Here is an 18535-nt window from a genome sequence, read left to right as displayed (position 1 = left end):
GACTATGGACGGCTCCATGAAACTGACTGAGGGGGCGGCTGACGCCCCCTTCTACCTCGCCCAGGGCGATGAATGCGACGTCTTCTGCGCCGCCTACACCAACGACCTGCCGGTTCTGTTGAAGGGGCCGACAGGCTGCGGCAAAACCCGTTTCGTGGCCCACATGGCCGCCAAGCTTGGCCGCCCGCTTTACACCGTGGCCTGTCACGATGACCTTGCCGCTGCCGACCTGATCGGGCGTTACCTGCTGAAAGGTGGCGAAACCGTCTGGGTTGATGGCCCCCTGACCCGCGCGGTGCGCGAAGGCGCGATCTGCTACCTTGATGAGGTGGTCGAGGCCCGCAAGGACGTGACTGTCGTGCTGCACCCACTGACCGACGACCGGCGCATCCTGCCGATCGATCGTACCGGCGAAGAGCTTGAGGCCGCACCCGGTTTCATGCTGGTCGCCTCCTATAACCCCGGATACCAGAATATCCTGAAAACCCTGAAACCCTCGACCCGTCAGCGGTTTATCTCGCTGGAATTCGACTTCCCGTCACCCGAGATGGAGGCCGAGGTTGTCGCGCAAGAAAGCGGCCTGCCGCTGGACCGTTGCAAGCCGCTTATCCGGCTGGCGAACAAGTTGCGCGGGCTCAAGGGTCAGGATCTTGAGGAAGGCGTCTCCACCCGTCTGGTCGTTTATGCCGCGACGCTGATCGCACAGGGCATGTCCACCGACCGCGCCATCCTTGCCGCTATGGTTGAACCTCTGACGGATGACGAGGACATCAAACGCGGGCTCCTCGATCTTGTCACGGCTGTCTTTGGGTGAGGCCGGCCGATGGTCAGGATCGATTTTGAGCCATGGGAACCCGAAGAAACGATCGGGAAACTGTGGCACACCCTTGCCAGCCGCCTCGATGCACCTGAGGTGCATGTTGGAGCCGCGGTCGACCTCTCGCAGGTCGCGGGGCGGCTGGCCGTCCTCTTCCGAGGACTTGGGGGTAGCCCGGGCGTTGAATTGCGCCCGGTCTCACCCGAGATTTCACGCCATCGCCTGAGCTGGCGTCGCAAACTGGCAACCGAGGCCGAGTTGATGCCGCGCGCGTCCTTCGATGGCGAAGTTCTGCGTCTGCCCGACCGGCTTGCCGTATTCCCCGCGCGTGAAGCAAACGGCGCGCTTTATGTCTGGCTGGCCGCCGCCGCCGCCCATGCCGGAACCCGCATTGACGAAGATGATCCACTGCGCGCCGACCTGCGCGCGTTGATGGCAGCGCAGGACATGGTTGTGGCGACGCTCGATGACGCCCCCGGCCTGCGACCGCTTTATACCGAGCTGTGCAAAGGTGTCCTGCATCAGCGCGAGATTCCGGGCCTGCCGCCAGTTGAGGCTGCGGTTGAGGAACTGGTTCGCCATATGCTGGGCGACCCCGCGCCGCTGTCGGATCGGGCCGAACAGCTACTGGCGCTGGACGACGACTTGACCGCCCCGCGTGGCTACCAACCGATACGCCCGGTGCCCCTGTGGCCCGAACTGCGCGCTGTTGGCTTTTCTGAACATAACGAGGTCGAAAACCCTGACACCGAGGGCGAGCCCGAAGAATCCGGCGAGAAAACCCACCGTGCCCGCCGCCGCAAGTCGGATCAGGCCAACCGCAGCGACAGTTTCATTCTGCATAAGTTCGAAGCGATCCTCAGCTGGGCCGAGTTCCTGAATATCAACCGTCGCATCGACGATGACGACCCCGACAACGCCAAGAAAGCCGCCGACGATCAGGAAGAGATTGGGTTGGGTCAGATCTCCAAAGCGCCGCCGACCAAGCTGAAGCTGCACTTGGACCTCGCGCCCGAGGACGTGAACCGTGAACGTCTCTCTGGCCGCATCCTCTATCCCGAATGGGATGTGCGCACCGGTCAGTACCTGCCGGACCATGTGAACGTCTTGCTGTCCGACGCCGATATCCGTGAGGATGCGGCTGAATTCGGCAAAGACCCCGCCACCGCCCGCCGCATCCGCGCCGTCAAACGCCAGTTCGAAGCTCTGCGCCCCGGTCGCGTCATGACGCGTGGCCATCTGGACGGTGATCAGCTGGATATCGAAGCCGCCGTGCGCGCCGAAACCGACCGCCATGCCAGCGGCGAAGGCAATGAACGCATCTGGATGCAATCCCGCCCCGAAGCGCGCGATCTGGCGGTCTCGATCCTGCTGGATGTCAGCCGCTCGACCGAAAGCGCTGTAACGGGCCGCGCCGTGATCGACATCGAACGCGAGGCGCTGGCCGCCTTGGCGTGGGGCCTAAACGCCTGCGGCGACGATTTCGCCATCCACGCCTTCAGCTCGCTGAAACGCCAGCGCGTCTATGTGCAACGCTGCAAACGGTTCAATGAACCGATGGGCAGCACCGTCGAACAACGCATCGCGTCCCTCCGCCCCGGCCACTACACAAGGCTTGGCGCTGCGATCCGCCATTGCTCTGCCGATCTGGCAGAACAATCCCGAAAACGCCGCCTGTTGCTGGTCATCACCGACGGTAAACCCAACGATCTGGACCATTACGAGGGCCGCCACGGGATCGAAGACACCTGCATGGCCGTGCGCGAGGCCCGCCGCGCCGGGCAATCGGTCTTTGGCGTCACCATCGACAAAAGCGGCAAAAGCTGGTTCCCGCGCATGTTCGGCCAAGGCGGTTTTGCGGTCATCCCCGACCCGCACCGCCTGACCATGGCGCTGCCACAGATTTACCGCCAACTGGTCGGCGCATGAGCGACACCTCCCTGATCGACGAGCTTCCGGGCGAGTTGCTGATGTGGGTGCTGATCATCTCGGAACTGCTGGTCTTCGGCGCAGGGCTGATCGCGTTCATGGGCGTCCGCCTGACCGACCCCGCAGGCTTTGCCGAGGCGCAATCGCATCTCTACCGCACCGGCGCGGCACTCAACACCGCCGTCCTGATCACGTCCGGCTACCTCGCCGCACAGGCCCTGCACTGGCGAAAAGCCGCCCGCCGCGCCGCCGCCCGTCTGGCGCTGATCGGCGCGGCTGCGCTGGGCGTTGTGTTCCTAATCATCAAAGGCGCGGAATACGCAGGCAAAGCGGCGCAAGGCATCATCTACGAGACCCATCCGTTTTTCCTGTTCTACTACCTGCTCACCGGGTTCCACGCCGCGCATGTTCTGGCCGGGGTCGGCATCCTGCTGCTGGTCGTGTGGCGCGACGATCCCCGAAACATCGAGGCCGGCGCACAGTTCTGGCACATGGTCGATCTGGTCTGGATCATGCTCTTCCCCGTGATCTACCTGCTGGGATAAAAGCGATGTCCGCATCTTCTTCTCGTTCCAAATACGGCCGCCGGAGGCTTCCGAACCCTCTCACACGCGCATGGCTCTCCCTTCTGGTGCTCAGCCTCGCATCGGCAATCCTGACATTGACCCCACTCCCATCAAAAATCCTCGGCGCAGGCATCCTGATCCTGGCGCTGGCCAAATCCCGCATCATCCTTGCGCGTTACCTCGAGCTTGCCACCAGCCCCGCCTGGCTGCGCGGCTTCACCCTGGTGCTGACGGGTTTTGCGCTGACCGTCTTCGGCCTCTACCTGATCTGACCAAAGAAAAACGCCGCCCCCGAAAGGACGGCGCTTTTCCAAGCGAGGGGGAGCTTTGGTTATTGAGCCGCCATCGGCATCCGCGCGATCTGGCAACGCTGCCACAGCGCCGACAATGCGCCGACCAGATGGTCGATATCTTCATCCGTATGCACCGGCGAGGGCGTGATCCGCAGCCGTTCGGTGCCTTTGGGCACGGTGGGATAGTTGATCGGCTGGATATAGATACCGAACTCTTCCAGCAGCGTGTCCGAGATGAATTTGCATTTCACCGGATCGCCCACCATCACCGGGATGATATGGCTGGGGTTGGGCAGATGCGGGATACCTTCCGCGTCCAGCCGCGCGCGCACCTCGGCTACGCGGGCCTTTTGCAGATCGCGTTCGGCATTCGATTGCTTCAGATGCCGGATCGATGCGGCGGCCCCGGCGGCAATCGACGGCGGCAGAGCGGTGGTGAAGATGAACCCGCTGGCAAAGCTGCGCACGAAATCGCACAGCGCGGCCGAGGCAGCGATATAGCCGCCCACCACACCGAACGCCTTGCCCAGCGTGCCTTCGATCACCGTCAGGCGATCCATCAGACCTTCGCGCTCGGCGATACCGCCACCGCGCGGGCCATACAGGCCAACGGCGTGGACCTCATCCAGATAGGTCATCGCGCCGTATTTGTCGGCCAGATCACAGATTTCCTTGATGGGTGCGATGTCACCGTCCATCGAATAGACCGATTCAAACGCGACCATCTTGGGTGCGTCCGGGTCGGCTGCGGCCAGTTTTGCCTCAAGGTCTTCCAGATCGTTGTGTTTCCAGATCACCTTCTGCGCCCGCGAATGGCGGATGCCTTCGATCATCGAGGCATGGTTCAGCGCATCCGAGAATACGACCAGGCCGGGGATTTTCGACGCAAGGGTTCCCAGCGCCGCCCAGTTCGACACGTAGCCCGAGGTAAACAGCAGCGCGTCTTCCTTGCCGTGCAGATCCGCTAGTTCGCGTTCCAGCAGAACGTGATCATGAGTCGTCCCCGAGATATTGCGCGTCCCGCCCGCACCCGCGCCGCAGCGGTCCAGAGCGTCATGCATGGCGCTGATCACTGCGGGGTGCTGGCCCATGCCCAGATAGTCGTTCGAACACCAGATACGCACGTCACGCTCGACCGCCCCATCGGTCTGGCGCGCGTTCGGAAACGCTCCGCAGCGCCGTTGCAGGTCGATGAAGACACGGTAGTTGCCTTCGTCCCTCAGGGCATCCAGGCTCTGGGTAAAAAATCGCTCGTAGTCCATGAAACTGGCTCCCCGGCTTGCTGGTGTTTGGCAAAGAATAGGCGCGGCTCGCATGGCGGAACATGACAATTGTCAAGTTACGCAGCCGAATTTGGCTGGCGATTGAGAACCAACTTAGCTTAGGCTGTAGCTTAGGGATGGGCTGGCTGAAACATTGGCCAGGGAAGAGAGGACCCTTCGTGGCGCATGAACGACAAAAGGCGATCGCGCGACAATCGCTTCTGCTCAAGAGTTTGCCGGAACAGTATCTGGATCACTTGCTGAGCCGCGCGATCTGGCGATCCTATGACCGGGGTGAGACGATTTTCCTGCAGGAGGAAGAAGCCAACGCTGTGCACGTGGTGCTGGCTGGCTGGGTGAAGCTTTTCCGCGTCACACCGACCGGTGCCGAGGCCGTCGTCAGTGTCTTCACCCGCGGTGAAAGCTTTGGCGAAGCGGTCGCCTTACGCAACGTACCTTACCCGGTTTCGGCCGAGGCGGTGTCCGCCTGCGAGATCATGCATATTCCCAGCCCTGTGCTATTGTCGTTGATGAAGGAAGACCCCGAGATCGGCATATCCATATTGGCCTCGACCTTCACGCATCTTCATTCGCTGGTGGCGCAGTTGGAACAGCTCAAGGCGCAGACCGGCGCACAACGGGTGGCTGAATTCCTTCTGAACCTGTGCGAGATCGAGGAGGGCAGCTGCGACGTGGAATTGCCCTATGACAAGATGCTGATTGCGGGCCGTCTTGGGATGAAACCCGAAAGCCTCAGCCGTGCCTTTTCACGATTAAAATCGATTGGCGTGAAGATAAACCGCAATCATGCGGAAATCTCTGACGTCACCGAACTGCGCAGCTACGCCGAGAGTGAGTCCACGTAGAACCGGCATTGCGACCTGCCGGATTGGCAGCAACGGTTTTCGCGCGATCCGCCGTCGTACTGGGCGTTGTTCTGCTGTTCGTCACGTTTCGTGAATTACGGGCCTCGAAAAAAGGCTTAGCCTTGGATGAGAGGGGCTGTCTCTGATCAGCCATGCGGGTAACCGTCGCGGCGGCAGGCAGGGCGTTCGTAGGGCGGCGATATGTGGGAAATGGCAAGCTGGCAGTTGATACTTGGGATGCCGGTTGAGCAAACACCAATACCCGTTCCGACAAAGACCTTGCCAAAAATATAAGCTTTAAGGCATATTTGCACAAATTTATGAATTTTTAAGAAAACAAATAAGCGGTTTAACGAGGTTAAGTTCGGGCTCAGAGCGTTTAGCGCTCATCAGGAACCTTTTGGGGGAAGGGGCTTGGGTGTGACCTGGTTAAAAGTTGTGTTGGTTCTTTGTGTATTTGTGATCTTACCGTCGCAGACCTCAGCCAATATTGGAAAAGTGATTAGCGCAAAGCAAGGTGCGAAGATTACGCGTGGGGGCAAATCTCAGACTGTGCGCACAGGAATGGAAATCGCTTCGGGCGACGCGATTTCAACAGACCGCAATGGCCTGGTTCAACTTGTTTTCGTGGACGAAACCAAGATCGCCATTGGACCCAATTCGCAAATGGTTCTGGACGTGACAATGCTGCGCAGCAACCGCAAGGCCAAGAGCTTTGCTGTGCAGGCATTGGGCGGCAGCTTTCGCTTTATCTCAGGCAAAAGCCGAAAGCGGGCCTATTCGGTCAAAACGCCGTCGGCCACGATGGCGGTTCGTGGAACGACTTTCGACATGTGGATTGTGTCGAACGACCAAAGCGCAATGCTGGTTCTTGAAGGCACAGTGCAGATGTGCAGCGTGCGCGGGTCCTGCCGGTCAACGGGTCGCCAATGCAGCTTGTATGCCACAACCGGAAGAGGGCGCGTAGGGCGACCGGCCGATCAGGCGCAATATGACAAGGCGCTAAAGGGCGGCTTTCCCTTTATTCAGTCGCAGGACGGATTACTGCCGCCTTTGCAGGTGAATGTCGAAGGGTGCGCACGGGAGTCAGCGCCCATTCGACGCGTTGAGCCTGACAGGCAAGAGACGCGCAGAGAAGCACCTGCGCAGCAGGCCGCAGCTCCGACACCAACTCGTTCAGATCCCCCTTCAGAACCATCGCCGCCCGACGAACCTGAACCCGATGATGACGAACCGGAAAGAGATGAGCCCGAGCGGGAAGAACCTGAACCCGAGGAACCCGAACCCGGTGAACCTGAACCGGAAGAAGAGTAACCCGAGGCCGTACTGGAACAGGCCGGAGGTCGCCAGAATCCAAGATAATCCCGCCCTTTTCCCAGGAGGATGAAGTGGTCGAAAAGACGCGGAAAACCAGCAATGCCAGATGGGCTTTCCGTCTTGTGGGGGTATGTCTTATCCTTTTGGGTTGTTTTGTCAGGGTTCTGGATCCTTTTCCGGTCCGTATGACGCGTCTGATCTATTTTGACATTTTGCAAAGACTGTCCCCGACAGAGTTCAACCCCGAATTGCCGGTGCGCGTTGTGGATATAGACGAAGCCTCTTTGGGAAAATGGGGCCAGTGGCCGTGGCCTCGGACATTGCTTGCGCAATTGGTGGAAAACCTGGGCGAATACGGTGCCGCATCCATTGCATTCGATATGTTGTTTGTCGAACCTGACCGATATTCGCCGTCCCGGCTGCTGAACGATCCGACTCTGATCGGACGTGTCGCCGTTGAGCCAGATGCCGAAAATCTGGACAATGACGCTCTCTTTGGAGCCGCAATTGCTGACTGGCCGGTCGTATTGGGCGTCGCAGCTCGTTTGCAGGGGGACGACCGAAAGCTGTCGACCAAGGCTGGAGTTGTCGAAATTGGCGAAAACCCGGCTGCGGGTTTGGTCTCGGTTCCGTATTGGACCCCGCCAGCCGCGCCTTTGAACCGGGATGCGTCGGGGATAGGTGGCGTCAATGTCTCGCCGCTCGGGGGCACAGGGGTGGTGCGGCGCGTCCCTGTGTTATGGGGTGGGCCAGAAGGCGTGATCCCCAGTCTCGGGATCGAAGCGCTGAGGGTTGCGCTGGGCGAGCCTGTGATCTTTGCCGAAGGATCGCAAAATGAAGAAGGCATAATGCTGGCGGTCGAGATCGGCGGATACCGTTTACCAACAACTGAAAATGGCGAGCTTTGGGTGAAGTACAGGCGGGATTTTCCGGACCTTTATATCTCAGCCGACGATGTCATGAACGGGTCCGATGACCCCGCCTTGCAGGATCAGATCGAGGGGCGGATCATTCTGGTCGGCACTTCTGCCGCCGGTCTGTTCGACATGCATCAGACCGCACTTGGCGAAACCGTTCCCGGCGTTTCCATTCACGCGCAAATTCTAGAGCAGGTCTTGACGAACAGGATGCTCAGTCGGTCCGATGTCACGGCCGCGCTGGAACTGGTTGCTTTCGTCATACTGGGGCTGGTCGTTATTGCGGTCATGTCCAGTTTTGGGGCGGTTGCGTCTTTTGTTGCCGGTGGCGTCGCTGCAGCGGTTGTTCTTTTAATCAGCTGGCTGACCTACCAAAATCAGCTGATCCTGTTTGACGCCACCTTTCCCCTTATCGGGGGGATGGCGAATTTCGGTCTGCTGGCAGGGTATCTTTTTGTTTCGACGGAACGCGAGAAGCGTGAAATACGAAAGGTCTTTTCCCACTATGTGGCCCCGGAAATTCTGGATGAAATGGAGTCAACCGGCCACCGGCTGCAGTTAGGAGGGGAGACGCAGGAAATCACCGTTATGTTTTCAGACATTCGCGGATTTACCTCTTTGTCGGAAACCGCCTCCGCGACCGAGCTTGTTTCGCTGCTGAATGCGCTTTTTTCCAACATCGGGGATCAGATCCTGAAGCAGCGGGGCACGATCGACAAGTTCATTGGCGACGCCGTGATGGCGTTCTGGAATGCCCCGTTGCCCGTTGAAGATCACCCCTGCCGGGCGGCGTTGGCCGCGCTGGAAATGCGCGGCGCGTTGGTCGAGTTCAATGCCTCTGCCATCATGCGAAACCGGCATCCCATCGCGCTGGCGACGGGATGCGCCACGGGTTTGGCCTGTGTCGGCAATATCGGGTCTCAGAAACGGTTCAACTATACGGTCATCGGCGATGTGGTTAACGTGTCGGCTCGGATCGAACAGTGCTGCCGGACAGTTGAATACGACATTGTTGTCTCCAGCGGTGTGTACGAGGCCGCCCGGGGAAAGCTGGCCATGCTCGAAGCTGGCTATGTCGATCTGAAAGGCAAGGCCAAGCCAGAGCCCGTCTATATTCTGGTGGGCAATCAGGATCTGCAGCAAACTGACGGCTTCCAGAGCCTTTTGGCTGCGCATGGGGCTTTGATCGCAGCGGTCAGAGCGCGCGCGCCTCAGGCCACGATCGAGAAGCTGTGCCTGCATTGCGAAAGCCTCGCCCAGGCGATCGACCCCGGGTTGCTCCGGTTCTATCGCGCCATGCCGGGACGCGCGGCGGATTTTCGGTCAGACATGCCGTCCGTCGCGTTCGAGTTCGCCCGACATGGCAGAGCGTAAGGGGAACGGGATCAGGTACTGGTTTTGCCCACTTTCGGGTGATCTGATGCTGCGTTTGATTGGTGGCGGTTTCAAACGCCCAAACCAGATGCCGCATCCACCAATATTTCGCGGAACCGCGTGCTCGAGGCCGGAACAAGCGCCAGAATGTGCTCCTGCCGCAAGTCGGGGTTCCGGCGGCGCGCCTCGTTCACCCACCGCTGCGCTCTTTCGGTGTTGCCGTTCAGCCAGTTGCTCATCGCCGCGAAAAAGGCCATTCCGGCATGGGACCAGGGTGTGCGGGCAGCTATTTCTGCCCATTTCGCCGCCTTTTCCAGATCGCCCTGCGCGATATACACCCACATCTTGTTGCCCGTCATGCCGGGCCGGAACGGGTCAATCGGGCTCAGGTCAATTGCCCGGTTGGCGTTTTCCATCGCGGTGTCGAAATCACCGGTGAACACACTCGCCCAACTGGCCCCATAATGCCCCCAGGTGTAGTTCGGGCACGAGGCGATGGATTGCGAGAACCACTGTTTGCTGCCCTCGGGGTCGTGGTCCAGCCAGTGGCAGCGCCCCATCATGAAGTTGGCAAACGGGTCGCGGGGCTGCAGCGACAGGCTGGTTTCCGCGAAGCGCCGGGCGCGTTCCGCCTCGGATATCGTATCCGGCGAATAGCGCATGAACGCGTTCTGGAAGTGAACAAAGGCCATTCCCGCGCTGGCGCGCGCCAGTTGAGGGTCCAGCTCCAGCGCGCGGCTTAACATCGTTTTGGCCATTTCATTGCCGCTGCGGCTGAACTGGCTCATGTAGCGAAACCCCAGATGCATGGCGGACCAGGCATCCAGATTTTCCGCCTCGGTCTGCGTCAGGGTCGCGGCCTCGTGCTGCGGGATCTCCAACTCGGCCACCATGATGACATTGGCGGCGATTTCCGCGCGCAGGGCGTGAATGTCGTCGATATCGGCACTTTTGCGTAGGGCCCAGATGACCTCGGAACTGCGGGTGTCGGACAATTCGGTGTCGATGGTGATCCGGTTGCCGGTCAGATCAATGACGCCCGTCAGGCAATAGCGCGCGTGCAGGATTTGATTGACCTGCGCCAGATCGACCTGCGTGCCGCGGAACTTAAAGGCGGAGCCGTGGGACACCACCTTGATCCATCGCAGGCTCGCCAGCGTCATGATCAACTCGCGCGGGATCGCCTCTTCTATGGCCTCGAACCTGTCCTGATCGCCGTTTCTTTGAAAGGGCAGGACGGCGATTGAGGGTGGCGCACGATTGCCGGTCATTGTTGGCTGGTCGGCGGTCGCCTTCGTGGCGGGAGTTGCCTCCGCAGGTGCTGCGCGCAGGGTGACGTCGCCAGCGAACCGGAACCCGTGGCCGCGCACTGTACGCACCAGACCTGCGTCCTGACCGGCACCCGCCAGTACACGCCGGAGGTCACGAATGCGGCTGGAAATCGCATCATCCGAGACGATGCGCCCTTTCCAGACTTTCTCGACAATCTCATCCCGGCTGATCACCCGATGGGCGTTTTCCACCAAAAGGGACAGAAGATCAAAGACCTGCGGCTGCAGGTGAACCGGCTGCCCGGCGCACCACAACTCCCGGCGTGCATCGTCCAGCAGAAAAGGTTCGAACGCATATTTCACAACGACCGTTCGCTTCTTGAAATCCGTCGTTCAAGCATACCGGGATTGAAAAACCCTGCAATATCCCGGTTTTCTCCCCGCTGTCTCCCAGCAGCGCAGCGGAAATCGACCTAGGGCTGACGGATCGACACATTTCAATGGAGATAGATTATGTCAGATTCTGTTACGACCCCGGTCCTGCCGCTGGCCACTGAGGGTTACTTTTTGACCGATGGCGGAATTGAAACCACACTGATCTTTCATGACGGCATTGATCTGCCGCTGTTTGCGTCCTTCGTGTTGCTGGAAACCGAGGACGGACGGCGGGCGCTGACCGAGTATTTCGAGCGCCACATCGCTGTCGCGCGCGCGCACCAGCTTGGGTTCATTCTGGAAAGCCCGACATGGCGGTCCAGCCGCGACTGGGCGCGAAAGCTGGGCTACAGCGACGCCGATCTGGACAAGATCAACGCCGAGGCGATCTATCTGATGCGCACGCTGCGCAACCGCCACGAAGACACCGTCTCGCCGCTGGTCATCAGTGGATGCGTCGGACCCCGGGGCGACGGGTATGTGCCGGGCGAGCTGATGAGCGCAACCCAGGCGCAGACCTATCACGCGCCCCAGATCGCGGTCATGGCCAAGGCCGGGGCGGATATGGTCACGGCGATCACGATGAACAACACGCCCGAGGCCACAGGAATTGCGCTGGCCGCCAAGGCGCAAGGCGTGCCCGTGGTCATAGCCTTTACCGTCGAAACGGATGGCAAGCTTGCCACCGGTCAAACGCTGGCAGATGCCATTCGCGAGGTCGACGCGGCCACCGGCGGCTATCCGATCTATTTCATGGTCAACTGCGCGCACCCCGACCACTTTGCGCATGTGCTGCAGGATGGCAGCGACTGGATTGGACGTATCGGCGGGGTTCGGGCAAACGCCTCGCGCATGTCTCATGCCGAGTTGGATGAAAGCGAGGTGCTGGACGACGGCAACCCGACCGAACTGGGCGAGGATTATCGCAAGCTGATGGGCCTTCTTCCCAACCTGCGGGTTATGGGCGGGTGCTGCGGCACCGATCATCGCCATGTAGATGCCATGGGGCGGGCGTGTACGCACGCACATCCTGTTGCCGCGCAGTAATAGCCGTGACTTCCAGGTCGATCCGGGCCCACGCCCGGATCGCATTGCTTCAAGACGAATCCTATAAAGTGGACTTTGTTATTCGCGCCGTGCCCCGACCCTTGAATGGTCGGGTGGCTGATTCAGTCAGCCACGGCCGCCCGCGACGCCCCAACTACACAAGTCATGGCATTTGACGTGGATTTGCCGGGTGTTTTGGCGGGAACAGTAAAATAGGCCTTTACATAGAGGCATGGTAGCGCTAACAGTGCCCCATTAGCGGTCTGGAGTGTGAAACCGTATGCCTGCCTTGACTTTGCCCGGTACGCAAAAGCGGGAGTGGTGTGATCAAACACCCGACCGGATGAATACCCCCCAATTGCCATCTGAGGAGACAAGCCGTCAGTTCGCGGCTGGAGATTTGGCGACATGGGGCTGAGGGGGGCTTCGACATTAATCCATTAGTATGGACACGGTATCGACCGAATGCCATGCTGGCCGCACGTCAAGAAAAGGTACCCTCATAAAAAGGGGCCGATAAACAAAATACGCATTTAGGGAGGAAACAAGAATGCGCAATCTAATCAAGACGAAATCGCTGATTGTGGCAGGGCTTCTGTGCACGACAAGCATGGCGCAAGCCGAAGAGGTCGAGGTTCTGCACTGGTGGACCTCGGGCGGTGAAGCGGCGGCGCTGAACGTTTTGAAGGATGACCTGTCCGGTCAGGGTATCGGCTGGACCGACATGCCCGTCGCGGGCGGTGGCGGCGAACAGGCGATGACCGTGCTGCGTGCACGTGTCACTGCCGGGAACGCGCCGACGGCTGTTCAGGCGCTGGGTTTCGACATTCTGGACTGGGCAGATCAGGGCGCATTGGCTGACCTGAACGAGGTTGCGGCCAAAGAAGGCTGGGATGATGTTGTTCCGGATGCGCTGAAAGCCTTTGCCAAGAGCGATGGCAAGTGGGTTGCGGCACCGGTGAATGTGCATTCGACCAACTGGGTCTGGGCCAACAAGGCCGTTCTGGATGCAAATGGTATCGCGCAGCCGACCAACTGGGACGAATTCGTCGCAGCGGTCGAGGCGCTGAAGGCGGCTGGTATCACCCCGATCGCGCATGGCGGTCAGGCGTGGCAGGACGCGACGATTTTCGACGCGGTTGCGATGTCAACGCTGGGGCCGGACGGCTACAAGGCGGCGTTCATTGATCTGGACGAAGGAGCCCTTGGCGGTGACGCGATGAAAGAAGCCTTCGATCGTATGGCCTTCATCCGCGACAACGTTGATGAGAACTTCTCGGGCCGCGACTGGAACCTTGCAACCGCAATGGTGATCAATGGCGAGGCCGGTTTCCAGATGATGGGCGACTGGGCCAAAGGTGAATTCCTGGGTGCTGGTAAAGTGCCCGGCGAGGACTTCCTTTGCTTCCGCTTCCCCGGCACGCAGGATCAGGTCACATTTAACGCTGACCAGTTCATGATGTTCGATCAGGGCGGTTCGGTTTCGGCTGAACAGGCCGCACTGGCCAGCGCGATCCTGTCGCCGACATTCCAGATTGCGTTCAACAAGGTGAAGGGCTCGGTCCCGGCACGTACCGATGTTGATGGCAGCGATCTGGACGCATGTGGTCAGCAGGGCATGAAGGATCTGGCTGCAGCCGCATCCTCGGGCAACCTGTTCGGCTCGATGGCGCATGGCCACGCGGCCCCGGCTTCGGTGAAGAACGCGGTCTATGACGTTGTTACGGCTCACTTTAACGGTGAGTATGACAGCGAAACTGCCGTGACCGAACTGGTGGACGCCGTTTCGATCGCCAAGTGATCCTGATGTGATCCTATCGACAGGGTAGCTGCTTGGCCGCCCTGTCCCACAGGGGCAGGATAAGCCCCGAAAACAACAACTCTGGAACGAGGAGGGCGCGCCATGGCTGTTTCAGCCGACGCGGATTTCAAGACACGCCTTCAGAACTGGATTCCCAAACTGGTCCTGTCACCGTCGCTGGCGATGATGCTGGTCTTTGTTTACGGCTTCATTCTGTTTTCGGTCTACCTGTCCTTTACCGACAGCCGGATTCTGCCCTCGTTTGGCTGGGTCGGCTGGGAAAACTACGATAAGCTTTGGCGGCTAAGTCACTGGGAAACCTCGCTGATCAACATGGGCATCTTCGCGGGGCTCTATATCGTGATCTGCACCGGCATTGGTTTGGGTCTGGCGATATTCCTCGATCAGAAAATCCGTGGTGAAGGGCTGCTGCGCCCGATTTACCTCTATCCTATGGCGCTGAGCTTCATCGTGACCGGCACCGCGTGGAAGTGGTTTCTGGACCCCGGCATCGGTCTTGAGAACGTGATGCACACATGGGGCTGGACCGGTTTCGAATTCGACTGGATCAAGAACCGCGACTACGCGATCTATACGGTGGTTATGGCAGCCGTCTGGCAGACCAGCGGGTTTGTCATGGCGATGTTTCTGGCCGGATTACGCGGAATCGACAACGAAATCCTGCGCGCGGCGCAGATGGATGGGGCGTCGAACTGGAACCTTTATCGGCGGATCATCATCCCTCAGCTTCGGCCAGCGTTCCTGTCGGCCTTTGTGATCCTCAGCCACCTTGCGATCAAGACGTTTGACCTGGTGATCGCCCTGACCGGAGGGGGGCCGGGCCGGGCAACCGAATTGCCCGCGACCTTTATGTACTCCTACACGTTCACGCGAAACCAGATGGGGATCGGTGCGGCCTCGGCCACGATTATGCTGATGACCATCGCGGCGATCATGATCCCGTACCTGTACGCAGAACTGCGGGAGAAACGCTGATGTCACAAGCCTCGCAAGATACCGCAATCCGCACCGGACGCGTCACGCGTACGCTGATCTATCTGGTGCTGCTGCTGTTCGCCTTGTTCTACCTGCTGCCGCTTTACGTGATGCTGGTGAACTCGGTCAAACCGCTGGAGGAAATCACCGGCGGCGGCATGATGAACCTGCCGCAGGTCTTCACACTTGAGCCATGGTTCAAGGCATGGAACTCGGCCCAGATCGGTGTCGATCCGACCGGGTTGAAACCTTACTTCTGGAACTCGATCAAGATGGTGGTTCCGGCGGTGATCGTGTCGACCATTTTAGGCGCGCTGAACGGTTATGTGCTGACCAAGTGGCGCTTCAAGTACGACACCATCCTGTTCGGTCTGATGCTGTTTGCCTGCTTCATTCCGTTCCAAATCGTGCTGATCCCGATGGCGCGGATGCTGGGCATTATCGGTCTGGCCGGTTCGACCTGGGGTCTGGCGCTGGTGCATGTGGTCTATGGGGTTGGTTTTACCACGCTGTATTTCCGCAACTACTACGCCGTGTTCCCGACCGAGCTGATCCGGGCCGCGCAAATCGACGGGGCGGGGTTCTTCCAGATTTTCTGGCGTATCCTGCTGCCCAGTTCCGGGCCAATCGCGGTGGTGTCGATCATCTGGCAGTTCACCAACATCTGGAACGACTTCCTGTTCGGGGCCTCGTTCGCCGATGCCAATAGCCAGCCGATGACGGTGGCGCTGAACAATCTGGTGCAGTCGTCAACCGGTGTTAAGGAATACAACGTTCATTTCGCAGGCGCCATACTGGCGGCCATGCCAACTCTGCTCGTCTACATCGTGGCCGGTCGATACTTCGTCCGCGGCCTGATGGCGGGTTCGGTGAAAGGATAAGACCTGATGGGTTTTCTGGACATAGACAACGCGACCAAATCCTATGGGGCGGTCGAGGTTCTGCACAAGGTCGATATATCGGTGCAGGAGGGCGAGTTTCTGGTGCTGGTCGGTCCGTCGGGCTGCGGCAAATCCACCTTGCTGAACATGATCGCCGGGCTGGAGGAAATCACCAGCGGCGAGATCCGCATCAAGGATCAGGTTATGAACGGGGTCCACCCGTCGAACCGAAACATTGCGATGGTTTTCCAGAGCTATGCTCTTTACCCCAATATGACCGTTGGGCAGAACATCACCTTCGGGCTTGAGATGCACGGCGTACCCAAGGCGGACCGCGACAAGGCGATGGCCGAGGTCGCCAAGCTGCTGCAGATCGAACAGCTCCTGGACCGCAAACCGGGGCAGCTTTCGGGCGGTCAGCGTCAGCGTGTAGCGATGGGCCGGGCGCTGGTGCGCAATCCGGATGTGTTCCTGTTCGACGAACCTCTGTCCAACCTCGACGCCAAGCTGCGCGTCGATATGCGGACCGAGATTAAGAAACTCCACCAGAACCTTGGGACCACCATCGTCTACGTGACCCATGACCAGATCGAGGCGATGACCCTGTCCAGCCGCATCGCGGTGATGAACGGTGGCTATGTGCAGCAACTGGGCACACCGCAGGAAATCTATGACACGCCCGCCAATATCTTCGTCGCAACCTTCATGGGCTCGCCCGCGATGAATGTCGTGTCCGCCCGCGTGGCGGTTCTGAATGGTCGACCACATGCCGAGGTCGCGCTGCACGACGGGTCGATGGCGCAACTGCCGTTCAGTCAGGACAACCTGACCGCTTGGGACGGGCGCGAGATTTTGCTGGGTATCCGCCCCGAAACCATCACGGATATGGATGGAGCGGATCGGAAATCGTCGAACATCGCCTCAATGACCAACCGCATCGTGGTTACCGAACCCGCGGGCTCGGATACGTTTGTGTCCATGATGCTGGGGGGGCAGGACGTGATCGCCCGCATGCGCTCGGATGCCGAGGTCGCGCCGGGGCAGGACTTCCCCTTTGCAGTGAACATGGAAAAGGCGGTGGCCTTCGACCCCGAGACAGAGATGCGGATCATCCCATGACACGGGCCGCGTGCGGCTAGGATACTCTGAGGGCAAGCGGGATGCCTGAGGGATACGATTTCATCGTGATCGGCGGCGGCTCGGCAGGCTCGGTCATCGCCGCGCGTCTGTCCGAAGAACCTTCGGCCTCGGTGCTGCTGCTCGAGGCCGGTTCGACCGACCGCCATCCGTTTTTTCACCTGCCTGCCGGGTTTGCCAAGATGACCAAGGGCATTGGTAGCTGGGGCTGGTCAACGGTTCCGCAGAAGCACATGCAGAACAAGGTTTTCAACTACACGCAGGCCAAGGTGATCGGCGGTGGGTCTGCCATAAACGCCCAGATTTACACCCGTGGCGCCGCGCAGGATTATGACGAGTGGCGGCAGATGGGGTGCGAAGGTTGGAGCTATGCCGATGTCCTTCCCTATTTCAAAAAGTCCGAAGACAACGACACCTATGACAACGCGTTCCACGACAAAGGCGGGCCATTGGGCGTTTCGATGCCAGCCGCGCCCTTACCAATTTGCGACGCCTACATCAAAGCCGCCGGGCAGGTCGGCATCCCCGAAACACGCGATGTGAATGGCGCGAAGCAGGACGGTGCGGGGTACTACCAACTGACCCAGCGCAATGCGCGGCGGTCTTCTGCTGCGATGGCGTTCCTCGCGCCAAACCGTAGCCGTCCGAACCTGATGGTGCGAACGGGCGCTCAGGTCCGCCGCATCGTTGTGGACAAGGGCAGGGCGCGCGGGGTCGAGATGCTGAGCGGTGAGAGGATCAGCGCGTCGAAAGAGGTTGTGCTGTCCACGGGGGCCATCGGCTCTCCACGTTTGTTGCAACTGTCCGGGATCGGCCCGACGGAGCATCTGGAAAGCCTTGGGATCAAGACTGTCTACGATCAGCCGCAGGTCGGCGAAAACCTGCAGGACCATTTGGACCTCTATGCGATCTGCGAGGTGACCGGTCCGCACACCTATGACCGCTTTGCCAGGCTGCCATTCTCGGCCCTTGCCGGATTGCAGTACCTATTCACCCGCAAGGGTCCCGTGGCCTCCAGCCTGTTTGAAACGGGCGGGTTCTGGTACGCGGATCCCGAGGCGCGCTCGCCGGACATTCAGATGCATCTGGGGCTGGGCACCGGCATCGAGGCGGGGGTTCAGGCGATGCCAAACGGCGGGGTCACGCTGAACGCGTGTTTCCTGCGGCCACGGTCGCGCGGCACCGTGCGGTTGCAAAGCGCAGATCGTGAGACAATGCCATTGATCGACCCCAACTATCTGGCCGACCCTTACGACCGCGAGATGTCCATTCGGGGTCTGAAACTGGTGCAGACCATTCTGGCGCAGGACGCCCTGAAGCCTTTTATCCTTGCCGAACGCCTGCCGGGCCCCGATGTGCGCACCGATCAGGAGTATTTCGATTTCATCTGCACCCATTCCAAAACCTCGCATCATTGCGCCGGCACCTGCCGGATGGGCGGTGATGCGCAGGCGGTGCTGGACCCCCGGTTGCGGTTCAACGGGATCGAGGGGCTGCGGATTGCGGACGCATCTGTCATGCCGAGGGTCAATTCCTCGAACACCAACGCGCCGTCGATCATGATCGGCGAGAAAGCCGCCGATATGATCAAGCAGGATCACGGATCTACCTCGTAACCCGCCCTGT

General features: G+C 60.0%; 15 protein-coding genes. 13 read left to right on the top strand and 2 right to left on the bottom strand.

From position 1 onward, the window contains the following. Positions 1–4: 4 nt before the first annotated feature. Genes ACR0NJ_RS12245 through ACR0NJ_RS12230 form a run of 4 tightly spaced genes read left to right on the top strand, consistent with a single transcriptional unit; the run spans position 5 to position 3584 of the window. A complete protein-coding gene (locus tag ACR0NJ_RS12245) occupies positions 5–814 on the top strand; it encodes an AAA family ATPase (RefSeq protein ID WP_480817415.1) in 810 nt (269 codons plus the stop codon). A gap of 9 nt (positions 815–823) precedes the next feature. After that, positions 824–2746 (top strand): nitric oxide reductase activation protein NorD, encoded by a 1923-nt coding sequence (locus tag ACR0NJ_RS12240; RefSeq protein ID WP_480817414.1) that lies wholly within the window; start codon positions 824–826, stop codon positions 2744–2746. Continuing rightward, positions 2743–3291, top strand: a complete 549-nt coding sequence (locus tag ACR0NJ_RS12235) for a cytochrome c oxidase subunit 3 (RefSeq protein ID WP_480817413.1) — start codon at positions 2743–2745, stop codon at positions 3289–3291. Before ACR0NJ_RS12240 ends, ACR0NJ_RS12235 begins: the two co-directional genes overlap by 4 nt. 5 nt (positions 3292–3296) lie before the next feature. Further along, a complete protein-coding gene (locus ACR0NJ_RS12230) occupies positions 3297–3584 on the top strand; it encodes a cytochrome C oxidase subunit IV family protein (protein WP_480817412.1) in 288 nt (95 codons plus the stop codon). 59 nt (positions 3585–3643) lie between these two features. Here the strand turns inward: ACR0NJ_RS12230 and hemA are convergent, their stop codons facing one another. Next, positions 3644–4867: a 5-aminolevulinate synthase gene (gene hemA / locus ACR0NJ_RS12225; RefSeq protein WP_480817411.1), complete on the bottom strand. Its 1224-nt coding sequence runs from the start codon at positions 4865–4867 to the stop codon at positions 3644–3646. A gap of 179 nt (positions 4868–5046) precedes the next feature. On the opposite strand from hemA, the gene ACR0NJ_RS12220 reads away from it, so the two are divergent. The 3 genes from ACR0NJ_RS12220 (at position 5047) to ACR0NJ_RS12210 (ending at position 9341) form a co-directional block, all read left to right on the top strand. Then, entirely contained in the window at positions 5047–5733 is a 687-nt protein-coding gene (locus ACR0NJ_RS12220) for a Crp/Fnr family transcriptional regulator (protein ID WP_480817410.1), read from the top strand. 420 nt (positions 5734–6153) lie between these two features. Then, positions 6154–7047 carry a FecR family protein gene (locus ACR0NJ_RS12215; RefSeq protein ID WP_480817537.1) on the top strand — a complete coding sequence of 298 codons (894 nt, stop codon included), beginning with the start codon at positions 6154–6156 and terminating at the stop codon, positions 7045–7047. A 74-nt stretch (positions 7048–7121) separates the two neighbouring features. Next, the gene (locus ACR0NJ_RS12210) at positions 7122–9341 is read left to right on the top strand and encodes a CHASE2 domain-containing protein (RefSeq protein ID WP_480817409.1); all 2220 of its coding nucleotides are present in this window, start codon (positions 7122–7124) and stop codon (positions 9339–9341) included. A gap of 71 nt (positions 9342–9412) precedes the next feature. Here ACR0NJ_RS12210 and ACR0NJ_RS12205 read toward each other — a convergent pair whose 3' ends face one another. Further along, positions 9413–10975: a winged helix-turn-helix domain-containing tetratricopeptide repeat protein gene (locus ACR0NJ_RS12205; protein ID WP_480817408.1), complete on the bottom strand. Its 1563-nt coding sequence runs from the start codon at positions 10973–10975 to the stop codon at positions 9413–9415. Positions 10976–11125: 150 nt separating this feature from the next. Between ACR0NJ_RS12205 and ACR0NJ_RS12200 the strand changes: the two genes are divergently transcribed. The 6 genes from ACR0NJ_RS12200 (at position 11126) to ACR0NJ_RS12175 (ending at position 18525) form a co-directional block, all read left to right on the top strand. Next, positions 11126–12094 carry a homocysteine S-methyltransferase family protein gene (locus tag ACR0NJ_RS12200; protein ID WP_480817407.1) on the top strand — a complete coding sequence of 323 codons (969 nt, stop codon included), beginning with the start codon at positions 11126–11128 and terminating at the stop codon, positions 12092–12094. A 550-nt stretch (positions 12095–12644) separates the two neighbouring features. After that, positions 12645–13895: an ABC transporter substrate-binding protein gene (locus ACR0NJ_RS12195; RefSeq protein WP_480817406.1), complete on the top strand. Its 1251-nt coding sequence runs from the start codon at positions 12645–12647 to the stop codon at positions 13893–13895. 102 nt (positions 13896–13997) lie between these two features. After that, positions 13998–14891 (top strand): carbohydrate ABC transporter permease, encoded by an 894-nt coding sequence (locus ACR0NJ_RS12190; RefSeq protein WP_480817405.1) that lies wholly within the window; start codon positions 13998–14000, stop codon positions 14889–14891. Continuing rightward, positions 14891–15772 carry a carbohydrate ABC transporter permease gene (locus tag ACR0NJ_RS12185; protein WP_480817404.1) on the top strand — a complete coding sequence of 294 codons (882 nt, stop codon included), beginning with the start codon at positions 14891–14893 and terminating at the stop codon, positions 15770–15772. Before ACR0NJ_RS12190 ends, ACR0NJ_RS12185 begins: the two co-directional genes overlap by 1 nt. Before the next feature lie 6 nt (positions 15773–15778). Next, the gene (locus ACR0NJ_RS12180; protein WP_480817403.1) at positions 15779–16891 is read left to right on the top strand and encodes an ABC transporter ATP-binding protein; all 1113 of its coding nucleotides are present in this window, start codon (positions 15779–15781) and stop codon (positions 16889–16891) included. A 41-nt stretch (positions 16892–16932) separates the two neighbouring features. After that, positions 16933–18525, top strand: coding sequence for a GMC family oxidoreductase (locus ACR0NJ_RS12175; protein WP_480817402.1), 1593 nt, complete (start codon positions 16933–16935; stop codon positions 18523–18525). Positions 18526–18535: the final 10 nt, after the last annotated feature.

This window comes from Ruegeria sp. F11 (genome assembly GCF_056533855.1).
Note: the sequence above shows the minus strand (reverse complement) of the source record. Positions and strands in the feature narration are given on the sequence as shown.

Coding starts and splice junctions, on each gene's coding strand:
- ACR0NJ_RS12245 (WP_480817415.1), top strand. CDS start 5: ATGGACGGCTCCATGAAACTGACTGAGGGGGCGGCTGACGCCCCCTTC.
- ACR0NJ_RS12240 (WP_480817414.1), top strand. CDS start 824: ATGGTCAGGATCGATTTTGAGCCATGGGAACCCGAAGAAACGATCGGG.
- ACR0NJ_RS12235 (WP_480817413.1), top strand. CDS start 2,743: ATGAGCGACACCTCCCTGATCGACGAGCTTCCGGGCGAGTTGCTGATG.
- ACR0NJ_RS12230 (WP_480817412.1), top strand. CDS start 3,297: ATGTCCGCATCTTCTTCTCGTTCCAAATACGGCCGCCGGAGGCTTCCG.
- hemA (WP_480817411.1), bottom strand. CDS start 4,867: ATGGACTACGAGCGATTTTTTACCCAGAGCCTGGATGCCCTGAGGGAC.
- ACR0NJ_RS12200 (WP_480817407.1), top strand. CDS start 11,126: ATGTCAGATTCTGTTACGACCCCGGTCCTGCCGCTGGCCACTGAGGGT.
- ACR0NJ_RS12195 (WP_480817406.1), top strand. CDS start 12,645: ATGCGCAATCTAATCAAGACGAAATCGCTGATTGTGGCAGGGCTTCTG.
- ACR0NJ_RS12190 (WP_480817405.1), top strand. CDS start 13,998: ATGGCTGTTTCAGCCGACGCGGATTTCAAGACACGCCTTCAGAACTGG.
- ACR0NJ_RS12185 (WP_480817404.1), top strand. CDS start 14,891: ATGTCACAAGCCTCGCAAGATACCGCAATCCGCACCGGACGCGTCACG.
- ACR0NJ_RS12180 (WP_480817403.1), top strand. CDS start 15,779: ATGGGTTTTCTGGACATAGACAACGCGACCAAATCCTATGGGGCGGTC.
- ACR0NJ_RS12175 (WP_480817402.1), top strand. CDS start 16,933: ATGCCTGAGGGATACGATTTCATCGTGATCGGCGGCGGCTCGGCAGGC.